Genomic DNA, 15,348 nt, shown 5'->3' on the forward strand with positions numbered 1-15,348 from the left:
GCTGCCTCAAGTGCTCTAATTAATTCCTTTTCACTAATTTTTTCATTTCCGACTGTTCCTATATGTTTAATCGATACATTGGGAGGTAAATCTCCGCAGGTTGATGAATCTAGCTTGAATAGTATAGAGAGCGTCTTTTCTGAGTGAAGTTCGGGAGTATTGGTTGAGTCAAGCGTTTGAATATCTGATGTTGGATATGTTGAGCTTAGGCATTTATATAAAACACTTTCGCGGGCGTAAGAGTCTACTAGAATAATATCCAGCCTGCTATCCGTGCTATCATTTTGCGTCTCTGCGAAGGGGGTAGACAATGTTATTAGCACCCCAGATAATATGAGTATAAATAATAGAGTGAGATTTTTTATTAATCTATCCATTTAATGCCTCATACTTCTTCCTTGAGTGCTTGGTCAGCCGTCTTTGGCTGAGGCTTGGGGTTCAAGAGTGAGTTCTTGTGCTTCTGACTTTAATACCTTGGTGAGGGTTTAATCAAGAAGTTATCTGAAAAAAGTTGATAGATTTTTCAAGGTTTCCTTCGGAGTGCTCCTAGCCCGGTGGGTCTTGCTGTCTAGCTAGAAACGAAAAGCGGGGTTTCTTTCGAAACACAGTAAAGAACCGTAGCTCGAAAGAAACCCCGCTCTATCAGCGGTGAGGCCCTAAACCTTAGGCAACCAGGGTCTCGGTAGCCTCAGCAATAGCCTTTTCCTCGTTGGTGGGAACGACCAGTACGGGGATGGCTGAGTCTTCGGTGGAGATGAGGCGGGGCTCGTCGCCGCGTACCTTGTTGGCTTCGGCGTCCAGCTTGATGCCCAGGGCGCCCAGGCGCTCAACAGCCAGCTCACGGAACTGGTGGGAGTTCTCACCAATACCGGCGGTGAAGACCAGGGCCTTAGCGCCACCAACAGCCACATGGTAGGCGCCAATGTACTTAGCCAGGCGGTAGGAGGTCATGTCCAGGGCCAGCTTGGCACGCTCGTCCCCAGCTTCCATAGCCTCAACCACGGCGCGCATATCGTTGTTGCCAGCGATGGCGAGCAGACCTGATTCCTTGTTGAGGATGTGGTCCATCTTCTCGGGGGAGATGTTGCCGCGCTGCATGACGTTGGTGAGTACTGAGGGGTCGATGTCGCCAGAGCGGGTACCCATGACCAGACCAGCCAGGGGGGTGTAGCCCATGGAGGTGTCCAGGCACTTACCGCCCTCAACCGCGGTGATAGAAGCACCATTGCCCAGGTGGGCGATAATGCCGTTGAACTCTGAACGGTCCATGCCCAGGAACTCGGCGGCAACGCCGGTGACGTAGTCGTGGCTGGTGCCGTGGGCACCGTAGCGGCGCACGCCGTACTTCTCAACGAGTTCTTCGGGAACAGCGTAGCGGTAGACGTGTTCGGGCATGGTGGAGTGGAAGGCATTGTCAAAGACTGCAACCATGGGAACACCGGGGTAGGTGGCCTGAGCTGCCTTGATACCCAGAACGTGGGCGGGGTTGTGCAGGGGTGCGAGGGGTGAGAGCTCATCGATGGTTGCGGTGACCTCGTCGGTAATCAGGACGGGCTCAGAGAAGATGTCACCGCCCTGAACCACGCGGTGGCCGATGGCGTCGATGGTCTTGCCGTGCAGGGGCTCAACCAGGGCTTTAGCCATGATGTCCAGGGCTACGGTGTGATCGGGAATGTCAGCTGAGCCGATGTTCTCCACCAGGCCCTTAGCGATGACCTGGTTCTCTTCACCGGTAGCGGCGGTGTCACGCACCTGGTACTTCACAGATGAGGAACCGCAGTTAATAACGAGTACGAGCATGAAAGTGTTTTCCTTTAGTTGCTTAGTGAGTGAGGGGGCGCGGACGCCCGCGCCTAGGACGCAGGCGGACTCCCCGAAAGGCGACTGGCTGGGTCTGGCATGAATCGAGCGAGCCCTCCAGGGCGAGCTCGAGAAGGTTAGTCGCCGCAGGGGAGTCCGCTGCGGCCCTAAGGTTCGCGGCGGAGGGGACGTACCCTGCTCCGCCAACCCAACCCGAGCGCGTCCGGCTGACCGTCCGCGCGTCCGCGTCCTATTACAGGGTCTGTGCCTGGATCGCGGTGATAGCTACGGTGTTGATGATGTCATCGACGGTAGCGCCGCGGGAGAGATCGTTCACGGGCTTGCGCAGGCCCTGCAGGACGGGGCCGACGGCTACAGCACCGGAGGTCTGCTGAACAGCCTTGTAGGTGTTGTTGCCGGTGTTCAGGTCGGGGAAGATGAACACGGTTGCCTGGCCTGCGACCTCTGAGCCGGGGAGCTTGGAGGAGGCGATGGACATGTTGGATGCCGCGTCGAACTGGATGGGGCCCTCAAAAGCGAAGTCGGGGTTGGACTCGCGCAGCTTCTCGGTGGCTTCGACGACGAGTTCGACGTCGGTGCCGGAGCCGGAGGTACCGGTGGAGTAGGAGAGCATGGCGACCTTGGGGTCAACACCGAACTGGCGGGCAGTCTCGGCGGAGGCCTTGGCGATGTCGGCCAGGTGCTCTGCATTGGGGTTGGGGTTCACGGCGCAGTCGCCGAAGACGAGCACGCGGTCTTCCATGAGCATGAGGAAGACGGATGAGACGACCTTGACGCCTTCGCGGGTTTTGATGAATTCGAGGGAGGGGCGGATGGTGTTGGCGGTGGTGTTTACGGCGCCGGAGACCATGCCGTCGACGATGCCCTTGTGTACCAGCATGGTGCCGAAGTAGGAGGGGTCCATCATGCGGTTCTGGGCGCCTTCGAGGGTCATGCCCTTGTGGGCGCGCAGTTCGGCGTAGGTTTTGGCGAAGTCCTCGGTGTAGGTGTTGTTGTCGAGGTCGATGATGGTGACGCCGCGCTTGCCGTCCTCTGCGATGGGCAGGTCGATGGATTCGCGCTGGCAGATTTCTGCGATTTTTTCGGGGTTGCCGATGAGGGTGAGGTCGCAGAAGTCGCGGCGGACGATGATGGAGGCTGCGCGTAGGATGCGGGGGTCGTAGCCTTCGGGTAGGACGATGGAGCGGCGGTCGCTGCGGGCCTTTTCGATGAGGTTGTGCAGGAAGCGCAGGGGGGTCATGGTGGCGGGGCGTTCGAGTTCGAGGCGCTCGAAGAGTTCCTTTTCGTCGACGTTGCGGAACCATTCACCCAGGGCGGTTGCGATCTTGCGGGGCTGGCCGAGGGCTAGCTGGCCGCGCACCATGGAGACGGCGCGGCCGGCTTTGAAGGTGTCGAGCTGGGTGGTGAAGACGGGGAAGGGGGCCTTTTCGACCAGCTGGCCGATGGCGGTGTCGCCCTTGAGTTCGCTGGCGAGGCCGCCGGTGAGGAGCATGCCGGAGGGGGCGGGGAAGGTGGGGGCGAGGGCGGACGCGAGGGTTGCGACCATGATGTCGGAGCGGTCGCCGGGGACGATGACGAAGTCGCCGTCGGTGAACTGGGAGAGGAAGTTGGAGACGGTCATGGCCGCGATTTTGATGTCGTGGATGTCGCGGTCGAGGAAATCCTGGCTCATGCCCTCGTGGTTGAGGCCGAGGTTGTAGACGACTTCGGCGACGGTGGGGAGTGAGATTTCGGGCAGTTCGGGCAGGACGTAGACGGGGCGGTTGGAGGGGCCGCGCTTGACGTTCTTGAGGATTTCTTCGCGCAGTTCGGGGCGGGCGCGGTTGACCATGACAGCCAGGACGTCTACCTTGGCGCCGTGGAGTTCGGTGCGGGCGACGTCAACAGCGTTGACGACGTCGGAGACGGTGGATTCCTGGGCGCCGACGACGGCAATGACGGGGGTGCCGAGGTCCTTGGCGAACTGGGCGTTGAGGTCAAATTCTACGGTTGCAGCGTTGTGGGAGAGCAGGTCGGTGCCGTCGACGATGATGGCGTCGCAGTGCTTGGCCATGTCGGAGTAGACGGAGACGGCGATGGAGGACATTTCTTCGTGGTCGCCGGAGGCCAGCAGTTCGCGGCAGCGTTCGAGGGAGACACCGCCGCGGGCCTGGGCGTCGCTGAGGTTGTACTTGGTGCGGAGCAGACGGATGAGGGGGTCTTGTGACTCGATTTCGCCGCTGAAGACGGGGCGGAAGAAGCCGACGCGGTCGGTTTCTTTGAGCAGGGAGTCGATTAGGCCGATGGCGATGAGGGACTTGCCTGAGCCCTGGTTCATCGCGGAAATGTACATGCCGTTGGTCATCTGGGTCTACATCCTTGTGGCTGTGTTTTTGTGGGTTACGGTGGCCGTGGGGCTACCGTATGCTTACTTCTGAGTTTATTCCTTTGTGTGGGCTTTAGGGGCGGAGCGGCGTGCGTTTGTGTGGTATCTCATGAGGGGCGGACGCTTGCTGACAGTCTGTGCCCGCACGGGGTACAGGCGGGTGGTTAGGCTGGGTTCAGAACTATCGTCTGAGAGAAGAGTCTTATGTCTGCGAAACTCACCCGCCGAGCCCTTGCAAGCACCCTCCCTCTGCTGGGCTTGGTGGCCTGTGGCGGTCCTACCGAGACCACCGCCGGCTCTTCTGCCGCCGCGAGCGGTGAAGCTGCGGCGGGCGTCCGCACCGATGCTGGCTACCAGCTCAATGCCGTGACGGACGGGGCCCCCACAGTCACCCTCTACACCGATCTGCAGTGCCCCTACTGCGCTAAGGCCGACCCCAAGTACCGTGAAGCCGCTGCCGAACTGGAGGGCACCATGAACGTGACGGTACGCCATTTCCCGCTGCCCATGCACGCCAATGCCGTCCCTGCGGCCCAGGCAGTGCAGGCTGCTGAGGACCAGGGGGCTTACGTGGCTATGGCTGATCACCTCTACACCCACCAGGCTGACTGGAAGGAAATCACCGACACCGCCCAGTTCGCCACCCTCATGGGTGACTACGCCGAAGAGCTGGGCCTGGACCGCGCCCGTTTCGAGTCTGACCTGGCAAGCGAAGAGGCCCTGGCCCTGATTGAGCAGGAGTACCAGGACGGCGTCGCCGCAGGTGTGAAGGGCACCCCCAGTTTCGTGGTGGAGGGAACCAAACTGGAGAACGTGGACTCAGGCACCAGCACCGCCGACATGGTGGCGGCCTTCAAACAGGCTGCCGGTCTTTAGCGAGCTGTGTAGGTAATCGAAGCCTTCATATGCATGTTCTTTGAACGCGCAGATGAAGGTTTCGATTACCTTCAGTGGGCGGACGCCTGGTAACCGCCAGCTGCGCCCTCTAGAGTTGAAGGTATGAAGATAGCTCTCGCCCAGATGCTCAGTACCAAAGACGTTGCCCGCAACATCGAGACGATCCGTGAATACACGGCGCTCGCAGCAGAGCGCGGGGCCCGCCTGGTGGTCTTCCCCGAGGCAGCCATGCTGAGTTTTGGCGGGCGCCTCTACGACGACGCTGCCCAACACGAGCTAACCTTCCGCACCGCCCTCGCTAACATTGCCCGCGAGAACTACGTGACCGTGGTGGCGGGCGGCTTCGCCCCGGTGCAGCTCTCTGATGAGTGGAACCTGCGGGTTTATAACAACCTCTACTGCTTCGACCAGAACGGGGTAGAGACGGTCTACACCAAGATGCACCTCTACGACGCTTTTGGTTTTAAGGAATCTGAGGGGGTCAAGGCAGGTGAGCAGCTGGTGACCGTCACCGTGGACGGCACCAAAATTGGCCTGGCCACCTGTTACGACGTGCGCTTCCCCAAGCTTTTTGCCGACTACTCCCGCGCCGGGGCGAAGGCGACGGTGGTGGCGGCGTCCTGGGCTGGGGGAGAGGGCAAGGTGAGCCAGTGGCAGATTCTGACCAGCGCTCGCGCCCTGGATTCCAACATGTTTGTGCTGGCTGTTGACCAGGCTTCCCCCACGAGCGCTGACCCGCGGGCAGATATCACCCAGCCAACCGGCGTGGGCTATTCCCGGGCGGTTTCTCCCTTCGGCGTGACCCTGGCTGAGGCGGGTGAAGCCCCCGAAATTCTGGTGGTTGACCTTGACCTCTCTGAGGTAGACCGCGCCCGCTCCGCCCTGCCCGTTCTGGCCAACGCCAAGCTGGACTACTAGAGAAAGATCACCTGACATGGGTTTCTTTGATATCTTCACCGATAAAGCCCCCGCCGAACCGGCCGAGGCCCAGCTTATGGCCACAGCCTACGGGCACGTGCAGGGCGTGGGCTTTCGCTGGTGGGTGGCCGGTATTGCTAAGCCCCTGGGGCTGGTGGGCTACGCCAAAAACATGGACGACGGGTCGGTTGAGATTGTCGCTCAGGGCAGCGCGGACGCCTGTGAGCAGCTCCTTGCCGAACTGACCGGCGGCGATACCGCTGGTAGGGTTGATCATGTTGACTCTGACATCACCCAGCCGGTTGGCTCCTATAAGGGGTTCGGCATTTACTAGGAAGGCGTACTATGGGCCATTCTCACGGTCACTCTCATAGCCATGCCCACGGGCATTCCCACGGTGCTGGAGTCAACGAGCGCCGCCTTATCATTGTGGTGGTTATTGCCTGGTCATTGGTTGCCTTCCAGTTGACCGGAGCCTGGCTGACTGGTTCCCTGGCCCTGCTCTTTGACACGGTCCACGTTTTCACCGATGCCCTGGGGGTCAGCGTTGCCCTGGCCGCCGCGCGTCTGGCCCGCCTGCCGGCGTCCTCGCGCCACACCTGGGGGTTCCGCCGGGTCGAGGTGCTCTCGGCCATGTTCCAGGCCGCCGTGCTGCTCGGGGTTGGGCTCTTTGTGCTTTACGAGGCGGTGCAGCGCCTGCTGGAACCTGCCCCCATACCCGGCCTTGAAGTGCTGATTTTCGGCGTCATTGGCCTGGTGGGCAACATCGTGATGATTGCGGTGCTGGTGGGCGGCGACCGCACCAACTTCAACATGCGGGCCGCCTTCCTGGAAGTGCTCAACGACGCCCTGGGGTCGGTGGCGGTTATTATCTCGGCTCTCATTATCTGGCGTACCGGCTTCTACCAGGCCGACGCCCTGGTGGCTGTGCTCATCGGTCTGCTGATTATCCCGCGCACCGTCAAGCTCTTCCGCGAAACCGCCTCGGTGCTGCTGGAATCAACCCCGCGCGGGCTTGACCTCGATGAGGTACGCCGCCACCTTGAAGGCCAGCCCCACGTGGTTGCCGTGCACGACCTGCACGCCACCCAGATTTCCTCCGACCTGCCGGTGCTCACCGCCCACATTGTGCTCGACGATGAGTGCTTCACCTCGGGCCACTCCGTAGAGATTCTCAAGCACCTGCAAAGCTGCGTGGCTGAGCATTTTGAGGTGTCGATCAAGCACTCCACCTTCCAGATGGAGCCGCGTTCCCTGGCTGCCGATGAAGACCTGCGGCACCTGCACTAGGTAACAGGCGCTAGGCTAGAGAGCATGTCACGCACTATTCAGCTGTCCTTCTCTGGCTTAAGCGCCTCTGTTGCCCCCGACGGCTTCTCCGAGACCGGCCGTATCCTTGAAATTGGTGGGGCTGAGCAGTCTCACGTGGATTTAGCCCACCCCGACTTCATCTTCTACGAGTACCTGCGCCGCATCGGCAACCTGGTCGACCTTCAGGGGGTACCGGGCGAACCGATAACCGCCGCCCACCTGGGCGCTGGTGCGCTAACCCTGGTGCGCTACATTCAGGCCACCCGCCCCGGTTCTGCCCAGCTGGCCGTCGATATTGAGCGGGAGCTACCCGGTTTCGTGGTGGAGCAGCTGCCCCTGCCCGCGGGTACCAACTGCCAGATTTTGATTGAGGACGCCGCCGCGGCCGCTCCCCGCCTGAAAGCGGAGCTGGGCGCGCCGGGTGGTCTTGACCTGGTCGTCCTCGATATTTTCTCGGGCTGGGAGGCCCCGCCCCACCTGACCACCGCCGAGTTTTACACCGACCTGCGCGACTCCCTGGCCCCGGCAACCGGTGATAGTGCGGGCGGCTTGCTAGCCGTCAACGTGGGCGACGACGCCGGGCTCAGCTTCTTCGTGGCCCAGGCCCGAACCCTATTAGAGGTCTTTGGGCACGTCTGGTGTCTGGCTGATACCACTATGCTGGGCGGCCGCCATGCGGGCAACCTTATTCTGGTGGGCTCCCATGTGGCGCTCACCCAGGACGCAGCGACCTACCTGGTGGGTGCCGGGCCGCACCCGGCGTCCGCCCTGGGCACCGACGAGCTGGTGGAGCTACTTGAAGAATTAGACTAGTGGTCTATGCGGATCTCTTCCTCATAAAATAAACGGTTGAGAAACGCCGTCGCGGAGGCTGAAAAGTAAGATTTCAGCACTAGCTGAGGATGTGTGAACCCGAGACCCTAGCCGGACGCTTGTGGCGTTCGGTTTTTCGTGTTTAAAGTGGTGGGCTACTTCAGAAGAATATTTGCATGCCCCGTTTTTGCTGGCGGACTGGTACCAGAGTGCTGTGTTGTGGGAGAGAACTCCCTATACTTAGTTTAGATAAAAATTGCACCCCGCCTGCGTATCCGCGAGGGGACAGAGGCTGGACAGGGGTGCCTAAAGATAATTGTACAAGGGTATCTTCCTTTGGTGCAACTATGGAAAGGCAAAACATGACTTACTTTAAAGAGGTGCTTACCGATGCGAGATTTGAGCAGTATTTGGTTGCTGCCAACCGGGATTACTCTGCTGCCAAAGAGCTCTATGCTTGGAATACAAGAATATCTGGTGCATTTTACGAGCTGCTCAGTTATGTCGAAGTGTCTCTTCGCAACGCCGTAGATAAAGTACTAAAGGAATATGAGCCACCAGCGAGCGTTGTTGTAAATTCTAATAAATCATGGTGGTTCAGTAATCCTGCATTCCTCAAAGATGCTCATCTTAAATTTGCAGATACTGCTGTGGGGCATCTGCAAAGGAATGATAGGACTAAAAAATATAATTATTCAAGAGATAAAATAATTTCTAGTATTACTTTTGGATTGTGGGAAGAAATTTTTTCAAAAGACTATGAAAATATTTTTAGACAACATCTTGTATATGCGTTTCCGGACAGGCGTTTGACGGATATTAAAATGCGCAAAGATGTGCTGGAGAGAGTTTCTTCACTGAGATTACTTAGAAATAGGATTGCACATCATCAGCATATATTTCATCTTCCTTTGGAAGAGAGATTTGACCAGGCTATTGAAATTATTACGGCTATTGATAAAGATTTTGCAGATTGGGTTGAGAGCAACTCACAGGTAAAATATTTACTGTCGGAGCGGCCTGCCGTAGGTCCTCAAGTTGCAGTGGTGGTTCCGGTTAAAGAAAAGTCTTTACAGCTATATAATAAACTAGGTGTGTATGTGTGTCAGCCAAATAGGTTCTTTCAGGGCGTCAGCCATCTTGGTTTTTATAATAATCGACATCTTTTGCCTGATTTAGCAAAAATTATCAAAATGATGGATAATGTGCCATGGGCTCCAGAGGAAATTGAAAAACATAGAAGCATGCATACAGAAGAAGGCGATAAATTAGCTGAAATTATAAAAGAGGCAAGATCTCTTGGATGGAATGAGTTTGATGAATATCAAATATTTTTCTTGAGCCGAGATAGTGATGATGACTCTGAGCAGGTTGGGCACATAACACTAGACTCTTCTCTTTCCACAAGTAAGTCTGGCAGGGGGAGTGCTTGGGTTAGGAAACAGCGATATGTAATGATTGATCAAATTCAAGAGGTAACATCACTCGATGACTTGGATAAGTAGTGTTTTATATATTCACTATATGAATCTTGATTTTTATGTGCAGCATCATTAGCTTGTCCTATCTGCACTAGTTTTAGATTATCTAGTCGCATGCTAATTTTATCTCTAAAAATTTACTCCGTAATAGGTTTATCGTTTTTCTTTGCGGTGGGAAAATGTGGATATTTTGCGTATTGATGTAAATCTGAAAAGTGCAATTCTTGATAAAGGGTGTGTATGGCTCCGTTGGGGATAGTTGGGCCGGGATGTCACTGTAATGCCCATCGAGGCAACCGTCAGCAGTAGAATTGCCGTCCAGCGTAGGGCCCCGTCGATGAGCCTGCCCACGCGGGAGCTCGCCAGAATATAGCAGGCCCAGAAAAAGCCTGCGACTAGTGCAAAGGCCAAGCCCAGGGTGGAGATATGCTCGGCCCCGAAGGCCTTTTCAGCCCCGATGAGGGCCATGCCGATGGTGGCTAGTCCAATCCAGAGGGCGTCGATAGGCCGGCGGGAGAGCACAGCTGCCAGAACCAGCGGGCCGATAAACTCCACCGAGACCGCCAGCCCCAGGGGCAGCAGCTCAATGGCGTGGTAGAAGGCCCCGTTCATGCCGGCGAAGGCAGCCCCGAGCAGGATCACAGCGACCCACTGGGCGGGCGTCCACCGCCAGAAAAGGGGCCGGGTGAGAGCGCAGATGACCAGGGCCGCTACTCCCAGACGCAGGGTGGTCACGCCCCAGGCTCCCAGCTGGGGGAAGAGCTGCACTGCAAAAGCCGCTCCCACCTGTAGGGAGATACAGGAGCCAATGACCAGCAGGACGCCGGTGGTCTTATCAGAACCGGCCAAACGTGAACGAACTGCTTGCACGGGTGCCTACTTTCAAGAAGATACTGCAACCAGTGTAGGCAGGTGTCTGCCGTAGATGTGGCGCTCACCGCCAAATGTGGCTGTGCCGCTCACTCATCTGGCGGTGGGTGCCACAGTTGCCACCGTGAGCTACCGTAGCCCGCCACGCCTAGGGCGTACACAATAGCAAGCACACTGTGTTTACAGCTATTTGCCGGTAAACTAAAAGCTATGTTCAACTTCAACGCATCTAGCGCTTTCGACGCTAACGGTCAGCCCAAGCCCGCAGTTACCCGCACTGTCGACACTGTGCTGAAGGTTCAGCGTCCCCTGATTGTTTCCATGCTCAAGAAGATGCGTGAGAAGCACCCTAACGAGACCCCCGACCAGATTGCCAAGCGCCTTGAAAAGGCCTACCTGCGCGATGTAACCGTTGGTGGCGGCGCCGTGGGTGCAACCGCTTTCGTGCCCGGTCTGGGTACTGCGGCGTCCGTCGGTCTGTCTGCTCTGGCGGTTGGCGGCTACCTGGAGCGCACCGCTATCTACGCGCAGGCTATGGCTGAGCTGCACGGCGTGCATGTAGATGACCCCGAAAAATCTCGCCTCATGGTCATGGCTATCATGCTGGGTGAGGACGGCTCCGTGCTCATGAACTCAATCCTGGCCCATACCGGCAAGACCGGCGGTGTTTCCCGCAAGTGGGGCATGATGATGGGTTCCAAGGACTCCGGCAAGGTGTTCAGTATCGAGCGCACCATCCGCAATATGTTCATTAAGCGCTTCTTGACCCGCCAATCCGGCGCCCTGCTCGGTCGTGCCCTGCCGTTCGGTATCGGTGCTGTGGTGGGTGGCGGTGCCAACCTGGCCCTGGGTAAGAACGTGGTCAAGTCGGTGGAGCAGACCTTCGGTGCCCTGCCCGCTGTCTTCCCCGATGCCCTTAACCTCGACCGGGCCCCCAAGTTTGAGGGTGGCAAGGGCGAGGACGCCGGCACCTCTGAGGGTGCGCAGGGTGAGACCGCGCAGCTTGAGAAGTAAAGAGAGCTGCCATGGGTTTTAACGACAACCTAAATAACAACTACTCCCAGCGAGGCTCATCGGGCGGCAACGGCCGCTCCGGTGGTGGCGGTGGTGCGAACCCGCTCATGATGATGCTGATGAGCAGTGTTGCACGTAAGTTCGGTATTCCCGGCGTGCTTGTTCTTGGCGCTATCTTCCTCTTTGCCTCGGGCGGCCTTGGTGGACTGACCGGGGGCTCCAGCTCCATGTACGGCACCGAAGCCCAGCAGGACCAGGTCACCGGCGCCGGGAACTTCGATCACTGCCAGACCTATGAGGACGCCAACCGCTACGATGATTGCCGTATTCTGGCGACCGGCGTGAGCCTGGATATGGTGTGGGAAGAGAAGCTCCCTGCTGAGGCGGGTATTTCCTACACCGCGCCCGACCTGGTGCTGGGGGAGGGTCAGCTCTCCACCGGCTGCGGTACCGCCAATATCTCGCAGACCGGTCCCTTCTACTGCCCGGCTGACCAGACCGTGTATATGTCGGTTCCCTTCTTTGACCAGCTCAAGGCTATGGGCGGGTCGAACGGTGATTTTGCGGTCATGTACGTGACCGCCCACGAGTTCGCCCACCACATTCAGCAGACCATGGGCACCCTGAAGTACTCCAACTACCAGGACCCGGGCGCTGATTCGGGCGCTGTACAGGTTGAGGTTCAGGCCGACTGCTATGCCGGCGTCTGGGCTTCCCAGGCTGATAAGGGTGAGAACGCCCTGCTCGACCCGCTGACCGAGAGCCAGATCCAGCAGGCGATCGATACGGCCCGCGCCATCGGTGACGATGCGATTCAGCGTTCTTCGGGCCAAGAGGTTAACCCCGACCTGTGGACCCACGGCTCGTCAGAACAGCGTGTCAGCTGGTTTACGAAGGGCTACACCGAGGGCACCATGGCAGCGTGCGCCCAGCCCTTCAACTCCTAGCTAGTAGCAGGTAGGGACCAGATTCCTCCCAAAGTACCTAACGTCCACACGGTATACGGGAGGAATCTGGTCCCTTCTTTTAACCCTTAAAACGAGAACGGGCGCGGACGAACGCGCGGGCAGCTAGACGGGCACCCTTGGCGGTTGCCCCGTCGGCTGCCGCCAGCTCCGCTTCGGTACTGGGCCGTACCTGAGTTTCGGTTACCACCGGGGCCGGGTCTTCAATGGCGGACGCCGTCACCGGCTCGGGTGCCTCAAGCTGGGAGGGCTTGACCGGCTCGGGCTCTTCCAGAGCAGAAGGCGCTACCGGCTCAGGTGCTTCAATGGCGCTGACCTCTTCGGCGGAAAGCTCTAGCAGGTCAGCGTCATCATCGGCGGGTACTGAGCCCCCGTTGCCCTGCCCCGACCCGTCGACCGGGCTGCCGGCGTCCTGCCCGCTGTCCAAGACCGTGAGGGTGCTGGCAGGTAGCTGGCTGGGGGCTGCCCCTAGGTTCTGGTCTACCTGGGCGATAATCTGCTGGGCAAAATCCCGGCGCATCTTCTGACTAGCGAAAACAGCGCCTCCCGTCTTGACTAGCTGTTCGCCTGCCTTGACCAGCAGCAGGGTCTGAGGGTTGCGCAGGCCGATGGCGGCTACGGCTCCCAGAATGTTCATCTGCTGGGTGGCTCCACCATCGCGGGGGGCCTCCTGCATCTGGGTGAGAATATCGTTGACTTCGGCTCCCAAGATAGCGGTTGCGGCCTCGTCGCTGCTTTCAACGTGAAGGCCGTGTAGCAGGGCCATGCCGTGCAGGTAGGTTTTGACGGCCTGGGCACTGCCCACGTGGGCGGTGGTGTTAATGCCCTTGTTGGCGGCTCGGCTGTAGGTGGCCATGCCCTGCTGCACCGCGCCCAGGTGGGCAGCTGCTTGGGTGAGCCCGGCGACGCGGCGGTTGCGGGTGACGCTGCCGAGGACGTTGGGGGTCAGCTCCTGTGCCCCTGCCTGGGCTGACCCAACCAGGGTGAAGTCGCGCACGAAGATTCCGCCTAGGCGCTCTGCTAGGTCGGCAGGGGTGGCTTCGGGGTAGCGGGTGCGGAGCTTGCGCAGGCGGCGCACGGCTAGCGGGGTTTGCTCGGGCGAGCTGTCTGCGGGGCGGGAGTTCTCGGTCATACCTTCTATCCTAAAAGTGAAAGCCTCTCGGGGGAGTAGAAAACCCCGCCAGGTATGACGGGGTTTTCTATGTGACCTGCGCGAGTCAGTCTTTAGCGGGTGGCGTGCTCCAGCAGGGAGGGAGCCAGGCCGATGTAGGTAGCCGGGGTGAGCTCAGAGAGCCGGGCTTCGGCGTCCGCACTCAGACCGAGTTCAGCGACGAATTCCTTGAGGCGGGCGGCATCGACGCGGTGGCCGCGGGTCAGCTCTTTGAGACGCTCGTAGGGGTCCTCCATGCCGGGGACGCCCGCGATTGCTTCGGCGCGCATGACCATCTGGATGGCCTCGGCCAGCACCTCCCAGTTCTCGTCGAGGTCTTGGGCGATGACGTCGGTGGCGATGTCCAGGCGCTCCAGGCCCTTGACCACGTTTGAGATAGCCAGTACGGAGTGGCCGAAGGCTACACCGATATTGCGCTGGGAGGATGAATCGGTCAGGTCGCGCTGCCAGCGGGACTGAACCAGGGTTGAGCCCAGGGTGTTCAGCAGGGCGTTGGAGATTTCGAGGTTGGCCTCGGCGTTCTCGAAGCGGATGGGGTTGACCTTGTGGGGCATGGTGGAGGAGCCGGTCGCGCCTGCTACGGGAATCTGGCGGAAGAAGCGGATAGAGATGTAGCTCCACACGTCGGTGCAGAGGTTGTGCAGCACCTGGTTGAAGTGGGCGATGGAGGAGTAGAGCTCTGCCTGCCAGTCGTGGTTTTCAATCTGGGTGGTCAGGGGGTTCCAGTCCAGGCCCAGGCCGGTCACGAACTCTTCAGAAATCTTCTGCCAGTCGGCGGTGGGCACAGAGACGACGTGGGCGGAGTAGGTGCCGGTTGCACCGTTAATCTTGCCCAGGAATTCGGCGTTTTCAACGTGCTTAATCTGGCGGTTCAGGCGGTAGGCGAAGACAGCTAGCTCTTTACCCAGGGTAGAGGGGGTAGCGGGCTGGCCGTGGGTACGGGAAAGCATGGGCACATCGCGGGCCTCTTCGGCCAGCTTCATGATCTGCTCAACCAGGCCGCGGGCGGCGGGCAGCCAGACGTCGGTGACGGCGTCCTTGATACCCAGGGCGTAGGAGAGGTTGTTGATGTCTTCGCTGGTGCAGCCGAAGTGGACCAGGGGCTTCAGATGACCCAGGCCCAGGGGCTCGAGGCGTCGGGCGATGAAGTATTCGACAGCCTTGACGTCGTGTACGGTGACGGCTTCGATTTCTGCTAGTTCGGCGGCGGATTCTTCGGTGAAGTCGGTGACGATGGCGCGTAGGCCGGCGCGCTGTTCGTCGGTGAGGGGCTCAAGACCGGGCAGTACCCGATGGTCGCAGAGGTAGATGAACCATTCAACCTCAACGTGGATGCGGTCGCGGTTGAGGGCGGCTTCTGAGAGGTAATCAACCAGGGGTTCGGTGGCGGCCTTGTAGCGTCCGTCGAGGGCGCCGAGGGCAAGACCCGCGCCGGTGAGGGAGTGACGGCCAGAGGGCAGGGTGGTGCAGTTTTCGCGATGAGACATGTCTCTAGTTTCTCACGGCTAGGTGGGGTGGCGCACGTTTTAGCGGGGGTGTGAGATGGGCTTTTACGGGTAAGCGGCGGCTGCCGTCAAGGGGTGTGAACTCGCTGCGTCATCTTGCGTCACGGCTGCACCAATTGTGGGGCGATGTGCGCGGACGGCCGGGGCGGGGCTTATCCACAGGCGGGCGGACGCTGGCGCCCCGCCGGGTGCTGCTTTTAGGGTGTGGGCTAAGGAA

Annotated in this window: 14 protein-coding genes; 8 read left to right on the forward strand and 6 right to left on the reverse strand. The window is 59.3% G+C overall.

Annotated features, from left to right (window positions below; translation table 11 throughout):
- The 3 genes from ACRCJM_RS10620 to pta form a co-directional block, all read right to left on the reverse strand.
- Positions 1–377 (reverse strand): hypothetical protein (locus ACRCJM_RS10620; protein ID WP_431464879.1); only part of this gene is annotated, 377 nt, incomplete at its 3' end.
- Between the two features lie 286 nt (positions 378–663).
- A complete protein-coding gene (locus ACRCJM_RS10625; RefSeq protein ID WP_431464880.1) occupies positions 664–1,800 on the reverse strand; it encodes an acetate/propionate family kinase in 1,137 nt (378 codons plus the stop codon).
- A 253-nt stretch (positions 1,801–2,053) separates the two neighbouring features.
- Positions 2,054–4,165: a phosphate acetyltransferase gene (gene pta, locus ACRCJM_RS10630; RefSeq protein ID WP_431464881.1), complete on the reverse strand. Its 2,112-nt coding sequence runs from the start codon at positions 4,163–4,165 to the stop codon at positions 2,054–2,056.
- Between the two features lie 225 nt (positions 4,166–4,390).
- Here pta and ACRCJM_RS10635 point away from each other — a divergent pair, with 225 nt between their 5' ends.
- The 6 genes from ACRCJM_RS10635 to ACRCJM_RS10660 all read left to right on the forward strand — a co-directional run bounded on the left by ACRCJM_RS10635 (position 4,391) and on the right by ACRCJM_RS10660 (position 9,630).
- The gene (locus ACRCJM_RS10635) at positions 4,391–5,062 is read left to right on the forward strand and encodes a DsbA family protein (RefSeq protein WP_431464882.1); all 672 of its coding nucleotides are present in this window, start codon (positions 4,391–4,393) and stop codon (positions 5,060–5,062) included.
- Positions 5,063–5,185: 123 nt separating this feature from the next.
- A complete protein-coding gene (locus ACRCJM_RS10640; RefSeq protein ID WP_431464883.1) occupies positions 5,186–6,001 on the forward strand; it encodes a carbon-nitrogen hydrolase family protein in 816 nt (271 codons plus the stop codon).
- Positions 6,002–6,017: 16 nt separating this feature from the next.
- Positions 6,018–6,335, forward strand: a complete 318-nt coding sequence (locus ACRCJM_RS10645) for an acylphosphatase (RefSeq protein WP_237186760.1) — start codon at positions 6,018–6,020, stop codon at positions 6,333–6,335.
- Positions 6,336–6,346: 11 nt separating this feature from the next.
- On the forward strand, positions 6,347–7,291 hold the full coding sequence (locus ACRCJM_RS10650; RefSeq protein ID WP_431464884.1) for a cation diffusion facilitator family transporter: 945 nt from the start codon (positions 6,347–6,349) through the stop codon (positions 7,289–7,291).
- A 24-nt stretch (positions 7,292–7,315) separates the two neighbouring features.
- Positions 7,316–8,125 carry a spermidine synthase gene (locus ACRCJM_RS10655; protein WP_431464885.1) on the forward strand — a complete coding sequence of 270 codons (810 nt, stop codon included), beginning with the start codon at positions 7,316–7,318 and terminating at the stop codon, positions 8,123–8,125.
- Positions 8,126–8,487: 362 nt separating this feature from the next.
- Positions 8,488–9,630, forward strand: a complete 1,143-nt coding sequence (locus tag ACRCJM_RS10660; protein ID WP_431464886.1) for an Abi family protein — start codon at positions 8,488–8,490, stop codon at positions 9,628–9,630.
- Positions 9,631–9,759: 129 nt separating this feature from the next.
- On the opposite strand, the gene ACRCJM_RS10665 is transcribed toward ACRCJM_RS10660, so the two are convergent.
- Positions 9,760–10,476: an EamA family transporter gene (locus tag ACRCJM_RS10665; RefSeq protein ID WP_431464887.1), complete on the reverse strand. Its 717-nt coding sequence runs from the start codon at positions 10,474–10,476 to the stop codon at positions 9,760–9,762.
- 210 nt (positions 10,477–10,686) lie between these two features.
- Between ACRCJM_RS10665 and ACRCJM_RS10670 the strand changes: the two genes are divergently transcribed.
- Both ACRCJM_RS10670 and ypfJ read left to right on the forward strand, forming a co-directional pair.
- Entirely contained in the window at positions 10,687–11,490 is an 804-nt protein-coding gene (locus tag ACRCJM_RS10670) for a di- and tripeptidase (protein WP_377125691.1), read from the forward strand.
- An 11-nt stretch (positions 11,491–11,501) separates the two neighbouring features.
- Positions 11,502–12,437: a KPN_02809 family neutral zinc metallopeptidase gene (gene ypfJ, locus ACRCJM_RS10675; RefSeq protein WP_431464888.1), complete on the forward strand. Its 936-nt coding sequence runs from the start codon at positions 11,502–11,504 to the stop codon at positions 12,435–12,437.
- 79 nt (positions 12,438–12,516) lie between these two features.
- On the opposite strand, the gene ACRCJM_RS10680 is transcribed toward ypfJ, so the two are convergent.
- Together ACRCJM_RS10680 and purB are read right to left on the reverse strand one after the other, a co-directional pair.
- Positions 12,517–13,587, reverse strand: a complete 1,071-nt coding sequence (locus ACRCJM_RS10680; RefSeq protein WP_431464889.1) for a hypothetical protein — start codon at positions 13,585–13,587, stop codon at positions 12,517–12,519.
- Between the two features lie 92 nt (positions 13,588–13,679).
- A complete protein-coding gene (gene purB / locus ACRCJM_RS10685; protein ID WP_431464890.1) occupies positions 13,680–15,113 on the reverse strand; it encodes an adenylosuccinate lyase in 1,434 nt (477 codons plus the stop codon).
- Positions 15,114–15,348: the final 235 nt, after the last annotated feature.

Origin of the sequence: Rothia sp. L_38 (genome assembly GCF_050689125.1) — a bacterium.
Lineage (GTDB): Bacteria > Actinomycetota > Actinomycetes > Actinomycetales > Micrococcaceae > Rothia.

Coding starts and splice junctions, on each gene's coding strand:
- ACRCJM_RS10625 (WP_431464880.1), bottom strand. CDS start 1,800: ATGCTCGTACTCGTTATTAACTGCGGTTCCTCATCTGTGAAGTACCAG.
- pta (WP_431464881.1), bottom strand. CDS start 4,165: ATGACCAACGGCATGTACATTTCCGCGATGAACCAGGGCTCAGGCAAG.
- ACRCJM_RS10635 (WP_431464882.1), top strand. CDS start 4,391: ATGTCTGCGAAACTCACCCGCCGAGCCCTTGCAAGCACCCTCCCTCTG.
- ACRCJM_RS10640 (WP_431464883.1), top strand. CDS start 5,186: ATGAAGATAGCTCTCGCCCAGATGCTCAGTACCAAAGACGTTGCCCGC.
- ACRCJM_RS10645 (WP_237186760.1), top strand. CDS start 6,018: ATGGGTTTCTTTGATATCTTCACCGATAAAGCCCCCGCCGAACCGGCC.
- ACRCJM_RS10650 (WP_431464884.1), top strand. CDS start 6,347: ATGGGCCATTCTCACGGTCACTCTCATAGCCATGCCCACGGGCATTCC.
- ACRCJM_RS10655 (WP_431464885.1), top strand. CDS start 7,316: ATGTCACGCACTATTCAGCTGTCCTTCTCTGGCTTAAGCGCCTCTGTT.
- ACRCJM_RS10660 (WP_431464886.1), top strand. CDS start 8,488: ATGACTTACTTTAAAGAGGTGCTTACCGATGCGAGATTTGAGCAGTAT.
- ACRCJM_RS10670 (WP_377125691.1), top strand. CDS start 10,687: ATGTTCAACTTCAACGCATCTAGCGCTTTCGACGCTAACGGTCAGCCC.
- ypfJ (WP_431464888.1), top strand. CDS start 11,502: ATGGGTTTTAACGACAACCTAAATAACAACTACTCCCAGCGAGGCTCA.
- ACRCJM_RS10680 (WP_431464889.1), bottom strand. CDS start 13,587: ATGACCGAGAACTCCCGCCCCGCAGACAGCTCGCCCGAGCAAACCCCG.
- purB (WP_431464890.1), bottom strand. CDS start 15,113: ATGTCTCATCGCGAAAACTGCACCACCCTGCCCTCTGGCCGTCACTCC.